At 67.3% G+C, this 16,238-nt stretch carries 16 protein-coding genes; 6 read left to right on the top strand and 10 right to left on the bottom strand.

Annotation, left to right across the window (positions count from 1 at the left end; all coding sequences use genetic code 11):
• Nucleotides 1–58 precede the first annotated feature (58 nt).
• A complete protein-coding gene (locus GYB83_RS12600) occupies nucleotides 59–661 on the bottom strand; it encodes a TetR/AcrR family transcriptional regulator (protein WP_186349777.1) in 603 nt (200 codons plus the stop codon).
• 79 nt (nucleotides 662–740) lie between these two features.
• On the opposite strand from GYB83_RS12600, the gene GYB83_RS12595 reads away from it, so the two are divergent.
• On the top strand, nucleotides 741–2,258 hold the full coding sequence (locus GYB83_RS12595) for a flavin-containing monooxygenase (RefSeq protein WP_161895851.1): 1,518 nt from the start codon (nucleotides 741–743) through the stop codon (nucleotides 2,256–2,258).
• A 33-nt stretch (nucleotides 2,259–2,291) separates the two neighbouring features.
• Nucleotides 2,292–3,125, top strand: coding sequence for an SDR family NAD(P)-dependent oxidoreductase (locus GYB83_RS12590; protein WP_161895850.1), 834 nt, complete (start codon nucleotides 2,292–2,294; stop codon nucleotides 3,123–3,125).
• Between the two features lie 311 nt (nucleotides 3,126–3,436).
• Here the strand turns inward: GYB83_RS12590 and GYB83_RS12585 are convergent, their stop codons facing one another.
• Together GYB83_RS12585 and GYB83_RS12580 are read right to left on the bottom strand one after the other, a co-directional pair.
• Nucleotides 3,437–4,288 (bottom strand): glycine betaine ABC transporter substrate-binding protein, encoded by an 852-nt coding sequence (locus GYB83_RS12585; protein ID WP_161895849.1) that lies wholly within the window; start codon nucleotides 4,286–4,288, stop codon nucleotides 3,437–3,439.
• A gap of 22 nt (nucleotides 4,289–4,310) precedes the next feature.
• Nucleotides 4,311–4,925 (bottom strand): MarC family protein, encoded by a 615-nt coding sequence (locus GYB83_RS12580; protein ID WP_161895848.1) that lies wholly within the window; start codon nucleotides 4,923–4,925, stop codon nucleotides 4,311–4,313.
• A 58-nt stretch (nucleotides 4,926–4,983) separates the two neighbouring features.
• On the opposite strand from GYB83_RS12580, the gene GYB83_RS12575 reads away from it, so the two are divergent.
• Nucleotides 4,984–6,096 (top strand): magnesium and cobalt transport protein CorA, encoded by a 1,113-nt coding sequence (locus tag GYB83_RS12575; RefSeq protein WP_161897494.1) that lies wholly within the window; start codon nucleotides 4,984–4,986, stop codon nucleotides 6,094–6,096.
• A gap of 197 nt (nucleotides 6,097–6,293) precedes the next feature.
• Here the strand turns inward: GYB83_RS12575 and GYB83_RS12570 are convergent, their stop codons facing one another.
• The 7 genes from GYB83_RS12570 to GYB83_RS12535 form a co-directional block, all read right to left on the bottom strand.
• Nucleotides 6,294–6,617: a GIY-YIG nuclease family protein gene (locus GYB83_RS12570; RefSeq protein WP_308469730.1), complete on the bottom strand. Its 324-nt coding sequence runs from the start codon at nucleotides 6,615–6,617 to the stop codon at nucleotides 6,294–6,296.
• Between the two features lie 174 nt (nucleotides 6,618–6,791).
• Nucleotides 6,792–7,382: a suppressor of fused domain protein gene (locus GYB83_RS12565; protein ID WP_228461445.1), complete on the bottom strand. Its 591-nt coding sequence runs from the start codon at nucleotides 7,380–7,382 to the stop codon at nucleotides 6,792–6,794.
• A 33-nt stretch (nucleotides 7,383–7,415) separates the two neighbouring features.
• The gene (locus GYB83_RS12560; RefSeq protein WP_161895847.1) at nucleotides 7,416–8,585 is read right to left on the bottom strand and encodes an ABC transporter ATP-binding protein; all 1,170 of its coding nucleotides are present in this window, start codon (nucleotides 8,583–8,585) and stop codon (nucleotides 7,416–7,418) included.
• Between the two features lie 3 nt (nucleotides 8,586–8,588).
• Nucleotides 8,589–9,623 (bottom strand): carbohydrate ABC transporter permease, encoded by a 1,035-nt coding sequence (locus GYB83_RS12555; protein WP_371865060.1) that lies wholly within the window; start codon nucleotides 9,621–9,623, stop codon nucleotides 8,589–8,591.
• A 7-nt stretch (nucleotides 9,624–9,630) separates the two neighbouring features.
• A complete protein-coding gene (locus tag GYB83_RS12545; protein WP_161895846.1) occupies nucleotides 9,631–11,079 on the bottom strand; it encodes a carbohydrate ABC transporter permease in 1,449 nt (482 codons plus the stop codon).
• A complete protein-coding gene (locus GYB83_RS12540) occupies nucleotides 11,076–12,491 on the bottom strand; it encodes an extracellular solute-binding protein (protein ID WP_161897490.1) in 1,416 nt (471 codons plus the stop codon). The genes GYB83_RS12545 and GYB83_RS12540 overlap by 4 nt, the downstream gene beginning before the upstream one ends.
• 219 nt (nucleotides 12,492–12,710) lie before the next feature.
• Nucleotides 12,711–13,190 (bottom strand): YflT domain-containing protein, encoded by a 480-nt coding sequence (locus GYB83_RS12535; protein ID WP_186349776.1) that lies wholly within the window; start codon nucleotides 13,188–13,190, stop codon nucleotides 12,711–12,713.
• Nucleotides 13,191–13,241: 51 nt separating this feature from the next.
• On the opposite strand from GYB83_RS12535, the gene GYB83_RS12530 reads away from it, so the two are divergent.
• From GYB83_RS12530 to GYB83_RS12520, 3 genes are all read left to right on the top strand, one after another.
• Nucleotides 13,242–14,522, top strand: coding sequence for a magnesium transporter MgtE N-terminal domain-containing protein (locus tag GYB83_RS12530; RefSeq protein WP_161895845.1), 1,281 nt, complete (start codon nucleotides 13,242–13,244; stop codon nucleotides 14,520–14,522).
• Nucleotides 14,519–15,046 (top strand): DUF1003 domain-containing protein, encoded by a 528-nt coding sequence (locus GYB83_RS12525; protein ID WP_161895844.1) that lies wholly within the window; start codon nucleotides 14,519–14,521, stop codon nucleotides 15,044–15,046. Before GYB83_RS12530 ends, GYB83_RS12525 begins: the two co-directional genes overlap by 4 nt.
• 94 nt (nucleotides 15,047–15,140) lie before the next feature.
• On the top strand, nucleotides 15,141–16,232 hold the full coding sequence (locus GYB83_RS12520; protein ID WP_161895843.1) for a lytic transglycosylase domain-containing protein: 1,092 nt from the start codon (nucleotides 15,141–15,143) through the stop codon (nucleotides 16,230–16,232).
• Nucleotides 16,233–16,238: the final 6 nt, after the last annotated feature.

The following is a 16,238-nucleotide window of genomic DNA, read 5'->3' as shown; positions in this document are numbered from 1 at the left end:
GTGCCGTCCGGTCAGGCCAGGACCGCGCACTCACCGGGCTCGCCGCCCGATCCGGACATCAGTCGGCGACCACGGCCACGGTCAGACCGGCCAGCGCGGGGAGTGCGGTGACGAACATGGCGATGAGGGTGTCCCTGTCGACGACGGGGTCGGCGAGCCAGCGGACGATCATCTCCTCGACGTAGGCGATCCATCCGGCGACGGCGAGTTCGATAGCCGGTGTGCGCTCGATTCCCAATGCCGGGGCGTGGGTGAGAACGCGTTCAGCCATCTGATCGCGGGTGTCCTCCGCGACCTCCCGGATGCCCGCGATCGAGTTGCCGGAGCCGCGGATCACGCCGATGAATCCCTGCCCGATGCCTGCGACGTAGTCGACGTACGCGGTCACCGACGCCTGCAGCATCTCGATCGGATCGGTCAGGTCGTCGCGCGGGGCGGTCTTGTCGAGCATCTCGGCAGCCTGCTCGCGGACGACCGCGAGGTGAAAGTCGGCCTTCGACTCGAAATAGTGGAAGAGCAGGCCTTTCGACACACCGGCGGCCTCGGCGACGGCCTCGATCGTCACGCTCTCCAACGGTTGCTCGCGGGCCATGTCGATGCCGAGATCGATGAACTGTCGACGACGGGCCTGCGGGCTCATGCGCGTTCTCGATGCGGTCATGTCATCGACCCTAGGCCCTTGTTGACCAAGATTCAATTGCCTATTGACTCGCGTTCAACACCACCCTATGGTGGTGACCATGACAACGCATGATGTAGAGATCGCAATCGTCGGTGCGGGCTTCTCCGGCCTCGGCGCGGCCATCAAGCTCGCCCAGGCGGGCGCCGACGACTACGTGGTCCTCGACCGCGGCGACGACTTCGGCGGCACCTGGCGCGACAACGTGTACCCGGGCGCCGCGTGCGACGTCCCGTCGCACCTGTACTCGTACTCGTTCGCGCAGAACCCGGGCTGGACGCGGTCGTACTCGCACCAGCCGGAGATCCACCGGTACATCAACGACGTCGCCGACCAGCACGGCATCGCCGACAAGACCTGGTTCGGCAGCGACGTGACCGGAGCCGACTGGAACGAGGACGAGTCGCGCTGGGTCATCCAGGGCAAGCGCAACGGCAAGAAGTTCACCGTCCGCGCCCGGAACCTGGTCGGCGGAATCGGTCCGCTGTGCGAGCCGAACCTCCCCGACATCGACGGACTCAAGAGCTTCGGCGGCAAGATCGTTCACACCGCGCGCTGGGACGAGGACTACGACTTCGACGGCAAGCGCGTCGCCGTCATCGGCACCGGCGCGTCGGCCATCCAGGTGGTCCCGCAGCTCGGCAAGGTCGTCGGCCACATGGACGTCTACCAGCGCACCGCACCGTGGATCATCCCCCGGAACGAGCGTCCCTACCTCCCCGTCGAGAACTGGGCGTTCAAGAACGTCCCCGGTCTGCAGAACATCATCCGCGGCACCATCTACACCGCGAACGAGAGCGTCGCCGCCGGCATGACGTGGGCGCCCAAGGCGCTCAAGCCCGTCGAGTTCCTGTGCCGCGGCAACATCTTCAAGGGCATCCGGGACCCGAAGCTCCGCGACGCCGTCACTCCCCGCTTCGCCGTCGGCTGCAAGCGCATCCTGAAGTCGAACGAGTGGTACCCGACGCTCGACCGTCCGAACGTCGACCTCGTGACCGACGGCATCGACAAGGTCACCAAGACCGGCATCGTCACCAAGGACGGCACCGTCCGCGATGTCGACGTCATCGTCGTCGCCACCGGGTTCCACGTCACCGACTCCCCCGCATTCGAGACGATCCGCGGCGTCGGCGGCAAGAGCCTCACCCAGGTGTGGGACGCCGAGGGCATGCAGGGATACAAGGGGTCGTTCGTCCACGGCTTCCCGAACCTGATGCTGCTGGTCGGACCGTCCACCGGCCTCGGTCACACGTCGATGGTCTACATGATCGAGTCCCAGCTCAACTACCTCGTCGACTACTACCGCAAGACGAAGGCCGCGGGCATCATCCGCACCGACGTCAAGAAGGAAGCTCAGGACCGGTACAACGCCGACCTGCAGAAGACGATGAAGACGAGCGTCTGGGTCAACGGCGGCTGCGCCTCCTGGTACAAGGACGCCAACGGGAACGTCACGTCGCTGTGGCCGGGATTCACGTTCACCTTCCGCAACCGGACACGCGAGTTCGACATCGCGGCCTACGACGTCACCGCGGCGCCTCGCGTCGAGACCGCGGCCGCCGCGGCCGCGGGCGCCTGACCTCCACTCCCCCCGATTCGAAACGAGATTCAAGTGAAAGACTTCCGCAACAAGGTCATCGTCGTCACCGGAGCCGGATCCGGCATGGGCCGCGACCTGGCCGTCCAGCTCGCCCGCCGCGGCGCCAAGATCGCCATCTCCGACGTCGACCCGAACGGTCTCGCCGAGACCGAGCGCCTCGTCAAGGAGGCCGGCGCCGAGGTGCACTCGCAGTTGCTCAATGTGGCCGAACGCGAGGCCGTGCTCGAATACGCCGACGCCGTCGCAGGCCATTTCGGCACCGTCAACGTCATCTTCAACAACGCGGGCATCGCTCACCACGGCGAGGTGGAGCACACCGAGTTCAAAGACATCGAGCGGGTGATGGACGTCGACTACTGGGGCGTCGTCAACGGAACCAAGGCGTTCCTGCCGTACATCATCGCGTCGGGCGACGGGCACATCGTCAACACGTCGTCGCTGTTCGGCCTGCTGTCGCAGCCCGGTCAAGCCGCGTACAACTCGGCGAAGTTCGCGGTCCGCGGCTTCACCGAGGCCCTGAACCAGGAGATGATCATCGCCAAGCACCCCGTCAAGGTGACGTGTGTGCATCCGGGCGGCATCAAGACGGCGATCGCACGCAACGCGACCACCTCCGGTGATCACGACGCCAAGGCAGTCGGCGAGTTCTTCGACAAACACCTGGCGACCATGACCTCGGAGAAGGCGGCGCGTGTGATCATCAAGGGCGTCGAGAAGAATCAGGCTCGCGTCCTCGTCGGAGCCGACGCCAAGGTCCTCGATCTCAGCGTCCGCCTCGTCGCATCGAAGTACCAGTCCATCGGCGCCCGCGTCGTCGGCTGGGGAATGGCGAAGGCCGGGATCTAGCATCCTGAACCGCTAGTCCGTTGCATAAATGATTGCATCAGCATGCTGGTTGAGCCGGGCCGGAGCGATAGCGGAGGGCCGTGTCGAAGCCTGGTGAGGTCGGCTGGAAGTCGGTGGCAGTGTTTGATGAAAATCGCTGGTCAAGAACGTCTAGTGGTAACGACCGAGTAGCTGGACCGCACTACCAGCGAATGTCGCCGGGTTTCGACACGGCCCTCCGCTATCGCTCCGGCCCGGCTCAACCACCAAAGGGATCCGAATACCTATGCACCGGATTGGCGGTTCGGGACACTAGCGTAAGGCAACACGCCCTAAACGCCGTGCGTCGAGAGCCACTGTCCGGCGACGACGCTCGGTGACGCACCGCCACGGACCTCGCGCACGAGTTGCGCGAGGTCCGTTGTCGTCAGTTCACCCGCCACCCGGCTGAGCGCCTTGAGCTGGGACTTCCCGAGCGCAGCCGACGCGAACACCGGTACCAGATCTTGGGCGATCGGACCGCCCTCCGACGTGACCGTCCGGACACCGTTGAGATCGACGACGGACGCAGTGTCGAGCGCCGGTGCCAGGCCCAGGGCCCCGGCCCGGACCCGATCGATGAACTCTGCCGGTGGCACCACCGTCGCCGCGACTATTCCGCAGCGGGCGAACGCGTCCGTGACCTGCTTCGTCAGCGGCCTTGTCGACACGATGTCCGTCCGGTCGGCACGTCTGTTGTCGCAGTCCACGAGGTCGGCCGGCCCACCGTCGGTGATCTCCTCGGCCCGAACCACCACCTGCCACCGGTTGCTGACCGCCGCCGGGTCGCCGATCGACACCTGTTGCGGAAGTGAGCGGTTCACGTCGGCGAGCACGTCGTCGGACGTCAGCGCCGTCGGATTCGGCGTCAGTCGACGCAGGAGATCACCGGTGAACGCCGGGAACAGCCCGAGGTCGCCGGAGGCGACGGCGTCGATCGGGTTCGCGGTCGGTTCGTCGGCCGTCTCGACGTCGATGCCGGTTCGCGACAGGGCTCCCGCGTAGATCGCGGCCGCCGTCCGCATCTCCGGTGTCCCGTCGTGCCCGACAAGCAGCGGCGACGCGTCGTCTGAGCAGGCCGTCAGCAGGACACCTGCCAGGGCGGCGGCGAGCAGTGCGGCGAGGAGTCGTCGTTGAGTGCGCATCGGTGTCGACGTTAGCCGACGTTCACGCCGTGGCGGCGAATCCGATCACCGATGTGGCGATCAGCTGGACGGCGATCGCGGCCAGCAGCAGACCGGCGATCTTCGCCAGCAGCGTGATGCCACTGACCTTGAGGATCCGGATCAGGGTGGTCGAGTACAGGAGCGCGAGGCAGACGACGGCGTGCGCCGTGACGATGGCCGCGGCGATCGCGAGGTAGGCTCCCGCTTCCCCGTCTGCCTGGCTGACCGCGACGATGACGGCCGCGATCGCCCCCGGACCGGCGAGGAGCGGAGTCCCCAGCGGCACGAGCGCGACGTTCACATCGTCCGCGGCCTTGCCCGTCGGCGGCTCCCCCGTTCCGGTCAGCAACTGCAGCGCCACCATCAGCAGCAGGAGTCCGCCCGCGCCCTGCAGCGCGGGGATCCCGATGTGCAGGTACGACAGGACGGCCCGGCCGCCGATCGCGAACAGCGAGATGACGAACAGGGAGACCAAGGGCGCCTGCCAGGCGGCGCGCCGACGGACCTCCGGCGAACGGCGACCCACGAGAGACAGGAACACCGGCACCTGGCCGGGCGGGTCCATGATGACGATCAGAGTGATCGCGGTGGTGGTGTAGACAGCGACATCGAACACTGTCTGAGTGTAGACCGCGCGGCGCTCTCACCGGCGGTAACATGGCTCGGTGCCGTCGATGCCCCGCATGCTGCAGCCCGGAAGCCGTGGACCCGGACGAACCGCCCCCACCACCCCGCCCGTGCCCGCAGCACGGGCCGTCGTCGACTGCGCAGTGTACATCGACGGGATCAGGCAGAACTGTCCCCTCGACTTCCGGCGCGCCCTCGCCGAGGTCCGGTCCGCCGGGGAGGGTTTCGTCTGGCTCGGCCTCCACGAACCCGACGAGCGGCAGATGAACGACGTCGCCGACGCGTTCGGCCTCCACCCGCTGATGGTCGAGGACGCCGTCCACGCGCACCAGCGGCCCAAGCTGGAACTGTACGACGACACCGTGTTCCTCGTGCTCCGGACGATCAGCTATGTGGAGCACGAGTCGGTGGCCGTCGCCAACGACATCGTGGAGTCCGGCGAGATCATGGTGCTCGCGGGCCGCGACTTCGTCATCACGGTCCGACACGGCGAACACACGCACCTCACCGGCGTCCGACACCGCCTCCAGGAACGCCCCGACCACCTCGCGCTGGGCCCCGCGGCCGTCGTGCACGCCGTCGCCGACCGCGTCGTCGACAGCTACCTGGACGTGGTGTCGGAGATGGAGTCGGACGTCGACGAGATCGAGGAGGGTGTGTTCTCGTCGTCGAACGCCCTCGACATCAATGTCGTCTACCTGTTCAAGCGGGAGATCCTCGAGCTGCGGCGCGCCGTCTATCCGCTCGGCATGCCGCTGGCACGGCTGTCGGGGAACAAGAACACGCTCGACGTGTCGCCGATCCGTTTCGAGGACACGAACCTGTCGTCCAACGAGAAGGAGATCCGTCGCCACTTCCGGGACGTCGCCGACCACCTCACGACGGCGACCGACCTCATCGCGGAGTACGACGAACGTCTCACCGCACTGCTGAACGCCGCCGCGACGAAGGTCGGCATCCAACAGAACAGCGACATGCGCAAGATCTCGTCGTGGGCCGCCATCGCCGCCGTGCCGACCGCCGTCGCCGGCATCTACGGCATGAACTTCGACTTCATGCCCGAACTGCACTACGAGTACTCGTACCCGATCGTCCTCATCTTCATCATCAGCGTCTGCATCCTCCTCTGGCGCGTCCTCCGCAAGAACCACTGGCTCTGACCCAGCGCATCTCACCGGATTTCGACACGCCCCTCCGCTATCGCTCCGGAACGGCTCAATCACCATAAAGCCGCCCCACATGGTGATTGAGCGGCCGACGAGGCGCAGCCGACCTCATGGTGATTGAGCCGTCGACGAGGCGCAGCCGAGGAGACGAGTCGAAATCAGCCGCACCCGGGCCGGGTCTCGACCAGCGCTCAGTCGTCGAACAGTGTGATCGACGGAAACGTGGCGTCGTCGGGATCGTCGTCGGACACTCGACGACCGCGGGTGGACAGGGCGTGCAGCAGGTCGAAGTCGCCGCGAGCGAGAGCGATTCGCTTCGCTCGTCCCCACCCCTGGACCTGCTTCTCACGCGCGAACGCCTCGTCGACCGTCGGGAACTCCGCCACGTACACGAGGCGGACGGGGAGACGTCGACTCGTGTACGCGGCCCCCTTGCCCGCGCGGTGCTGTCGGAGACGTTCAAACATATTGCGAGTGCTCCCGACATAGAACGATCCGTCAGCGCATTCCAGCATGTACAGATACCCGGCCATTCCGACAGCATCCACCGACATCTCGGATCTGACCAGCACGTTGTCCACAGGCACGTCCACCGACCCAGCGGACCTCACCGGATTTCGACACGGACTCCGCTCCGCTACGCCCGGCTCAATCACCATGAGGGCGGCCCCATGAGCAGGGTCGGGAGTTCAGGAGGGAGTGACGGCGGAGCGGGTGGGGTCGGCGATGTCGACGCCCGCCTCGGTCCACGCCTCGCGGAGAGCGGCGGCGCCCTTCAGCCGGACCCATGCGGCCTCGTTCGCGGTGATCGGCACCGCGCGGAGGAAACGGACCGGTTCGGCTGGCTCGTCGAGCGGAAGGTCGGCGACGTCGGTGTCGGCGGCCAGCAGGAAAGCCGAGCAGATCGCACCGGCCCACAACGGTTCCTGCAGGTCGACGAGGGAGTCCTCTGCCAGGATCAGACCTTCGACGGCCGGGGCCGCCGCCAGCATCGCGAGCGACTTGTGCAGCCCAGGCAACGCCGACACCGCCTTCATCCGGACCGTGACCTCGGCACGCGGACCACGGACCGGGTCGGGCGCGAAGTCGTTCGGATCGTGCATCGGATGCCGCGAGCACCCGACCGTCGCGAACACCAGCTCATCGTCGACGACGAACCTCAGCACGTCGACCGGCTCCACGCCGAGGAACGTCACCGACGCCTTCTGCGGCTCGGATCCGACACTGTCCGACACATGCGCGACCACCCGGTCGGCGACCGACCCCGAAGACGAACTCACCCCACCAGTGTTCCACGGGTGGGGTGAGGCCGGTCAGCGCAGGGCGACGCCGCTGGCCGTATCGAAGATGTGCACGCGCTCGATGTTGAGGGCGAGGCGCAGCGGGCCTCCCCTGACCGCCTGCGTGTACGGCGCGAGACGGGCGACCTTCTGCCCGCCTGCCGTCGTCGACCCCAGGTCCTCGGCCAGACGGGACAGCACTGCGTTCGCCGAATCGGGCGAGTTGAGGCTGAAGTACACGTACTTGTCCGAGCCCATCGACTCCACCAGGTCGACGGTGATGTCGAACGGGAGGAAGTTCGCCAGCTCCGCCGGATGCGTGAGCTGCGCGTCGACGAGATGCTCCGGGCGGATGCCGAGCAGCACTTCCCCGTTGCTCCCCGCCTGGCGGGCGCGCGCGGTGACCTCGGCGTGATCCGGAAGCTCGATCCGCCCGATCGCGGTGTCCGCACCGGTGCCGCTGAGTCGACCGGGGATGAAGTTCATCGCGGGCGACCCGATGAAACCCGCGACGAACAGGTTCCTCGGGTGGTCGTACAGCTCCTGCGGGGCTCCGACCTGCTGGACGTGACCGTTGCTCATCACCACGACGCGGTCGCCGAGGGTCATCGCCTCCGTCTGATCGTGCGTCACATACACGGTCGTCGTGCCCAGACGCGCCTGCAGCGCCGCGATCTCCGTACGCATCTGCACGCGCAGCTTGGCGTCGAGGTTCGACAGCGGCTCGTCCATCAGGAACGCCTTCGGCGAGCGGACGATCGCACGGCCCATCGCGACACGCTGCCGTTGGCCGCCCGAGAGGTTCGCCGGCTTGCGGTCCAGGTACTCGGTGAGATCGAGGATGCGGGCGGCCTCGGCGACCTTCGCCTCGATCTCGTCCTTCGGTGCCTTCGACAGGGTGAGCGGGAACGCGATGTTCTGGCGCACCGTCATGTGCGGGTACAGGGCGTAGCTCTGGAACACCATCGCGATATCGCGGTCCTTGGGCGCCGTCTCGTTGACGCGCTGCCCGCCGATGAAGAGATCACCGCCGGTGATGTCCTCGAGTCCGGCGATCATGTTGAGCGTCGTCGACTTGCCACAGCCGGACGGGCCCACCAGGATGATGAACTCGCCGTCGGCGATCTGCAGGTCGATGCCGTGCACGGCCATCGAACCGTCCGGGTACTGCTTGGAAACATTCGAGAGAACGATGTCGGCCATGGGTTATCCCTTCACGGCGCCGGAGGTGAGACCGGCCACGATACGACGTTGGAAGAAGAGCACGAAGATGATGATCGGAATGGTGATGACGACCGCGGCCGCCGAGATGGCGCCCGTCGGCTCCTCGAACTGGCTCACGCCGGTGAAGTTGGCGATCGCGACCGGCGCGGTCTGCGCGCGGTCGGTGGTCGTCAACGACAGTGCGAGGAGAAGGTCGTTCCATGCGAAGACGAACACGAGGATCGCGGCGGTGACGACGCCGGGGCTGGCGAGCGGCAGAATCACCCGTCGGAACGCCTGTCCCGGGCTCGCACCGTCCATCTGCGCCGCCTTCTCGAGTTCCCACGGGATCTCGCGGAAGAACGCCGACAGGATGTAGATCGCCAACGGCAGCGCGAACGCCACGTACGGCAGGATCAGGCCGAGCCAGGTGTCGAACAGGCCGATGCTGCGTTCGATGTTGAACAGCGGTGTGACCAGCGAGATCTGCGGGAACATCGCGATCAGCAGCGCCGCGCCCACCAGCAGTTTCTTGCCGGGGAACTCGAGGCGGGCGATGGCGTAGGCGGCCATCGTGCCGAGGACGACGGCGACCAGCGTGGCGATGAGGCCGATGCCGATCGAGTTGAGCAGCGGTCTGCCGAACTCACCGCCGTCCGCCAGCGGGACGAGGATGAAGGCGACGAGCACGATCACGATGACGACGGTCACGACGATGGTCGCGATCCGCGCGGTCAGCGCGAGCGAGGGGTTCGCCGTCTTCTCGGCGTGTGTGGCGAGCCAACGGAACACCCCGATCACGACCAGGAGGACCGCGATGCCGACGGACGCCCACAGGATGTCGGTGAAGACGCCGTCGGCGAACAGGTTCCGGTAGTTCTCCAGCGTGAAACTGCTCGGGATGAACTTGCCGTCGGTGACGGTGCCGGGGCTCTTGAACGACAGACTGATGATCCACCACAGCGGAATCACCGCGTACAGCACCACCAGCGTGTTGGCGATCAGCCATCCGGCGCGGCGACGATTGAGAGCATTCATTCTCGCACTACCTCCCCTCGTCGTCGGAGCCCGGCGCGGCGGCGCCGAATCCCTTGATGAACACCACGGCGATCAACGCGACACACAGGAAGATCAGCACGCTGATCGCCGACCCGATGCCGAGGTTGAACGCTTTGAACAGATTGTTGTAGCCGAGCATCGACACCGAGCCGGTGTCGTGATTGCCCGAGGTCAGCACGTAGATGTTGTCGAACACGCGGAACGCGTCGAGCGTGCGGAACAGCAATGCGACGAGGATCGCGGGCTTCATCATCGGCAGGATGATCTTCCGCAGCCTGGTCCACGCCCCCGCGCCGTCCATCTGGGCGGCCTTGAGCAGATCGTCGGGGACGAGCGCGAGGCCCGCGAGGAGCAGCAGCGCCATGAACGGCGTCGTCTTCCACACCTCGGCGAGGATGATCACCGACAGCGCCGACCACTGCTGCGTGAGCGGTGTTGATCCGTCCGGCAGCAGGTCGACCAGGTAGCCGGTCTGCGGCGTCCACGCGTACTTCCACGAGATCGCGGCCGCCACCGTCACGATGCCGTACGGGATCAGGACGACGGTGCGGACCAGTCCGCGGCCGAAGAGCGCCCGGTGCATCACCAGAGCGATCGCCATGCCGAGGACCAGTTCGATGATCACCGAGACGACAGTGATGTACAGAGTCACCCACAGGGACGTCCACCAGTAGTCGCTGCTCAGGACCGTCCGATAGTTGTCCAGGCCGACGAATCGGTCGTTGCCCGGTTCGCGCAGGTTGGACGACGTCAACGACAGCCACATCGAGTACACGATCGGGTAGCCGGTGACCGCGATCATCACCAGGGCCGCGGGACCGGCGAGCAGCAGTGCGAGCCGACGTTCGGACGAACGACGGGCGGTCGACTTCCTCGACGGCTTCGCTTGGGGGGCGGCCGTCGCGACGGCCGCCGCGGGAGCGGGGTTCTCGTCGAGGATGTCGGACATCGACATCGACGATCCCGCGGCCGCCGGGGCGGGATGACGCTCCGGCGCGGGAGCCCACACACCCTTCTGCACGTCTACCGGCCTGCTCTGCGCGGCGTCGTCGACCACAGGCGGCTCGACGACGTCGGGTGCCCGGACTGCGGGCTCCGGCTCCGGCTCGGGTTGTCGGGCGACCGGAGTCGTGTAGCCGTATGAGCCGCCGGAGTCCCTGACCTCGAGCGGCGGGAGCTCCCTGGCTCGGGCGTCGGCGGCGTGATCGCGCGGCGGCGGTGTCACCGTGTGCGTGCTCTCCGTCTCGGGAGCCTGCTCCCCCGGAGCGACCCACGCATCGGAGTGGATCGTCGGGATGGGTCCGGTCTGCTCGACGGCGCGTTCGGGCGCACGGTCGGCGGGGCGCGCATGGCGACCCGGGGTCATGTCCGGCCCGTCACCGTGCGGCGTCAAACCGCCCGCGTTCGGGTCGTGAGCATCGTCGTCGCCGGTCACGGGACAATCCCCTTTCCATCGATGGCCGCCTGCGCGACCTGGGCCAGCTCATCGGCCTTGCGCTCGGGATCCCACCCGCCGTCCACCGGGCTCAGCGTCGTGGTGATCGCCGTCGACATGTCCTGATACCGCGGGGTGGCCGGGCGCGGTGCCGCACCGTCGCCGAGCTGCTCGCGGATCAGGTCGCCCATCGGGTAGGCGATCTTGAAATCCGGATCGTCGTACAGCGCGGAGACCGTCGGCGGCGTGCCGCCCTGGATCGCATAGACCTTCTGAGCGTCCAGCGAGGTGAGGCAGTCGGCCGCCTTGAACGCCAGCGCCTGCTGCTTGGACGTCGACGCGACGGCGATGTTCAAGCCTCCCGGCGTCGCCTTGGCCTGCAGGCCCCGCTCGATGCCGGGGAACGCGGCGAAGTCGAAGCGCTTGCGGACCACGTCGTTGACCTCGGCGATCGCGGGATCGGTCGGATTGTCCGCAACACCGGCGACGACGTCGGCGAACTGGGTGAGCGTGTCGCCCATGATCTTCGCCTCGCCCTTGGAGCCGTTCTCGCGGATGCCCGCGAAGACGAACGGCCAGTTGATCTCGAACGCGGCGTCGCCTGCCTCCATCGCGGTGCGCGCCGAGCCCTCGTCGGAGTTCGAGATGGACGGGTCGTGTCCCTTGGCCGTCGCGACGTCGCGCATCGTGGTCAGCGCCTTGACCGTCGCGGCCCGATGCTCGGGGGTGTCGGTGAGAGTGACCTTCATCGGATCGTTCGGGTCGAGGATCTGTCCGCCAGCCGACTGGACGAGCGAGTTGAACCAGACCATCAGACCTTCGTACTGCTTGGCCTGCAGGACGATCTGCGTCGGCCCGCCGTCGTCGCCGATCTTCGCGGCGTCGTCGAGCATGCCCTGCCAGGTGGTCGGCGGCTTGCGCTTGGCCCCGAACGTGTCCTTCATGACGTCCGGCCGGTACCAGAGGAGCTGAGTGTTGGCCCAGATGGGAAGCGCGTACAGCCTCTTCGCACTGTCCGACTTGCCCTTCCACTCCGCGGTGGCGAGCGGGCCCGCGAGGTTGCGGTCGCGGATCTCCTGCGTCATGGAGTCCGGCACCGGGACCGCCCAGCCCGCATCGGCGAACTCCGCGGTCCACACGACGTCCATCGCCATCAGGTCGAGGGCCGCGTCGTTGCCGGTGAGACGCCGGGCGAGCTGCAGGCGCTGCATGTCGGCTTCCTTCGGAAGCTGATGCGTCGCGATGCGGTACTCGCCGCCCGAGGCCGCCGTGCACGTCGCGGCGACAGTGGTGATCTGGTCGAAGCCGTCCTTGGGCGCGTAGATGTTGATGACACCCGCCTCGTAGCTCGACCCGCACGAGGCGAGCAGCGGTATGACCGCTGCGGCGGCCGCGACGACGGCGACCCCCATCGTGGTTCGCATCCGACGCCGACGACGCGGCGGCGAACCACCGAATCGGACGCCGGAGGATTCCTCTGGTCGCATGTCCCGCAAACCCTCCTACCTCCTCGTGACACCACGAGGTGCGCGCACCTGAGAATCAGCTTTGAAAGCCGATGTGCGCCTTAGGGTATCGCACGGGGTAGTGACACATCGCACATCGGGCGGCGCGCCGTTGCCCGATGTGTCCTACAGGGCGAGTCGGGCGAGCATGTCGCGCGCCTGCTCGGCCTTCTTCGGGTCGCACAGGACGTCGTATCGTCCGGCGACGAGTTGCATGGTCGACGTGAAATCGCGTTGACCACGGCTCGCGGCGTACGGGATCGACGCCGAGATCAGGCCGAACACCATGCCTGCGATCACGCCGAACAGGATCGGCGTCCAGCCGTCTCCCTGCGAGAAGAATCCGACGAGCGCCCCGAAGAACAAGCCGAGCCAGGCGCCGGACACGAGTCCGCCGGTGACGACCTTGCCCCAGGTCAGGCGGCCGAGGACGCGTTCGACCTGCATGAGGTCCACCCCGACGATCGTCAGGTTCTCCACCTGGAACTCGTTGTCGGAGAGGTAGTCGACGGCGCGCTGCGCCTGCTCGTAGGTGTCGTACGAACCGACCGGCCACCCCTTCGGGGGAGTCGGCAATCCGGGCGTCTGACGCATCGGGCCGCTCATGTGGGTCCTCCTCGAATGTGCGGGTACGCAGATCCTTCTAGGCTTAGGAGCATGACGCACCCCCAGAAGGTCTTCGTTGCCAGACTAGTCGGCCTCGCAGTCCTCGGTCCGGACGGTGAATCGATCGGCCGCGTGCGCGACGTCGTCATCTCGATGCACCTGCCCGGCCAGCAGCCGCGCGCATTGGGCCTGGCGGTGGAACTCACGACACGCAGACGGATCTTCGTGCCCATGCTCCGCGTCACCAGCATCGAACCCGATGCGGTGACACTGACCACCGGGCACGTCAACCTCCGCAAGCTCAGCATGCGCCCCAACGAGGCACTCGCCATCGGCCAGGTCCTCGACAGCCGGGTCCGCACCGACGACCCCGACCACCCCGACCTGCACGGGGTCGATCTGACCGTCATCGACATCGGCATCGAACGCAACCGCAACCGCGACTGGATGGTGTCGCGGGTCGCGGTCCGGTCGATGCGCAAGGGCTTCCGCAGACGCGGCGACACCGCGGTGATCGACTGGCGGCACATCGTCGGCATGACGCGGCTCGAGTTGACGCGCCCGGGTCAGGGCGTCGAGCGTGCCCTCATCCAGTTCGAGAAGATGAGGCCCGCCGACGTCGCCAACGCCCTGCGCGAGCTGCCCGACAAGCGACGCAACGAGATCGCGGCGGCACTGGACAACGAACGACTCGCCGACGTCCTCCAGGAGATGTCGTCCGAAGACCAGAGCGAGGTGCTCGCCAGCCTCAAACCCGAACGCGCCGGCGACGTCCTCGAAGCGATGGACCCCGACGACGTCGCCGACCTCGTCGCCGATCTGCCCGCGTCCGAAGCGGAGGCGCTGCTCTCGCAGATGGACCCGGAGGAGTCGGCGCCGGTCCGCCGCCTGCTGCAGCACTCCCCCGACACCGCGGGCGGCATGATGACGCCGGAGCCGCTCATCCTGACCGCGAACGCGACCGTCTCGGAGGCGTTGGCCCGCGTGCGCGACCCCGACATCAACTCGGCGGCGGCGAGCATGGTGTTCGTCGTCCGACCGCCGACCAACACGCCGACCGGGAAGTTCCTCGGCTGTGTCCACACACAACGCCTGCTACGCGAACCTCCGGCGAACCTGGTCGGCGGCATCCTCGACACCGAGATGCCCCGCCTGCACCCGGACGACTCGCTGGAGACCATGACCCGGTTCTTCGCGTCGTACGACCTGGTGTGCGCGCCCGTCGTCGACGACGCGTCCCACCTGTTGGGCGCGGTCGCCGTCGACGACATCCTCGACGCGCTGCTGCCCGCCGACTGGCGTGAGAACGATCCCGAAGGGCAGGTCCGATGAGCCCACGCCACCTCGACACTCCCGCCGAAACGCGGACGACCTTCCGGTTCAACCTCGACTCGGACGTCGTCGGCGTCTACGCCGAGCGGGTGGCACGGTTCCTCGGCACCGGTCGCTACCTGCTGATTCAGACGGTGATCGTGGTCGTCTGGATTCTCCTGAACATCGGCGTCTTCGCCTTCGAATGGGACCCGTATCCCTTCATCCTGCTCAATCTCGCGTTCTCGACCCAAGCCGCCTACGCCGCGCCGTTGATCCTGCTCGCTCAGAACCGGCAGGAGAATCGGGACCGGATCTCGCTCGACGAGGACCGTCGTCGAGCCGCGCAGACCAAGGACGACACCGAGTTCCTGGCACGCGAGCTGGCCGCGGTGCGCCTGGCCGTCGGCGACACCGTCACCCGCGACTACCTGCGGCGCGAACTGGACGACCTCGTCGACGAGATCGCCGATCGGATCGCGGTGAAGATGCGGGACGCCAAGGATGCCGACCGTTTGCACGCATCGGATGCCGCACACGACTGACATCCCTGTATGCTGACTCACAGTCGTGGGCGACGATCATGCCACATGATCGGTCGATTCGACGGCAACGACACTCGACGGTGGGGACTTGGGGATGAGTTTGCTTCGGAGCAAGCCTGACGGCGCACACGTTCCGCGTCGCGGGCTGTCCGTCGGCGTCGGCGCGGTCGCCGTAGGCGCGGTACTCCTGAGCGGCGTCAGCGCCGGTTCGCCCGGCGGTGTGTCGGCGTCCGGCCCCGTCGACATCGGCCCGTCCATCCTGTCGTCGGACACCACCGCGATCGCGGCGGACGACGCCGGCCAGGCAGTGCCCGCGGCCGACCGCGGCCTGATCGGGTTCGCCCCGCCCGCCGACCCGGCCGACAAGGAAGACGACGCGGCCGCCCAGTTCCGCATCGCCGCGGGCCTCCCGTCCGGACCGCTCGGCATCCCCGGCATCGTCTTGAAGGCGTACAAGCTGGCCGCGACCCGAGTGGCCGCCGAGACCCCGCAGTGCAAGCTGCCCTGGTTCCTGCTCGCGGGGATCGGCCGCATCGAATCCGGTCACGCGGGCAACGGCAACGTCAACATCTACGGCGACTCCCTCAGCAAGGTCCGCGGCCCCGTCCTCGACGGGACCCTCGCGGGCAACGAGGTTGTCACCGACTCCGACGGCGGATCACTCGACGGCGACCGCGGCCACGACCGCGCGATGGGCCCGATGCAGTTCATCCCCAGCACGTGGAAGGCCTGGGGCACCGACGCCAACGGAGACGGCAAGGCCGACCCCGACAACATCTTCGACGCGACACTCAGTGCTGGCCGCTACCTGTGCGCGGGTGTCACCGACTTCATGGCCGCGCCCAACAAGGTCGCGAATGTGATGCGGTACAACCATTCCGTCTCGTACGCCGAGAACGTCCTCGGCTGGGCCGCGGCGTACGCGGCGGGCGTCATGCCGACGACTCCCATCCCCGACATGGTGACCCCGCCGAAGGACACCAAGAAGAAGAAGGACAAGAAGGACGACAAGCCGTCGTCGACGCCGTCCACGTCGAAGCCCGCACCGCCGTCGAGCGCACCCAAGCCGAAGCAGACCCAGCAGTGCCTCGGCGTCATCTGTCTTCCGCCCGCGCCCGCGCCCCGAACGTCGCCCAAGAAGGCCGCGCCGAAGCCGTCGAGCACGAAGCCGACCGCCGGGCGCTGACTCCAC

The organism is Gordonia spumicola (assembly GCF_009932475.1).
GTDB classification, from domain to species: Bacteria; Actinomycetota; Actinomycetes; order Mycobacteriales; family Mycobacteriaceae; genus Gordonia; species Gordonia spumicola.
The sequence above is the reverse complement of the archived record's forward strand: the minus strand, read 5'-3'. Positions and strand labels throughout refer to the sequence as shown.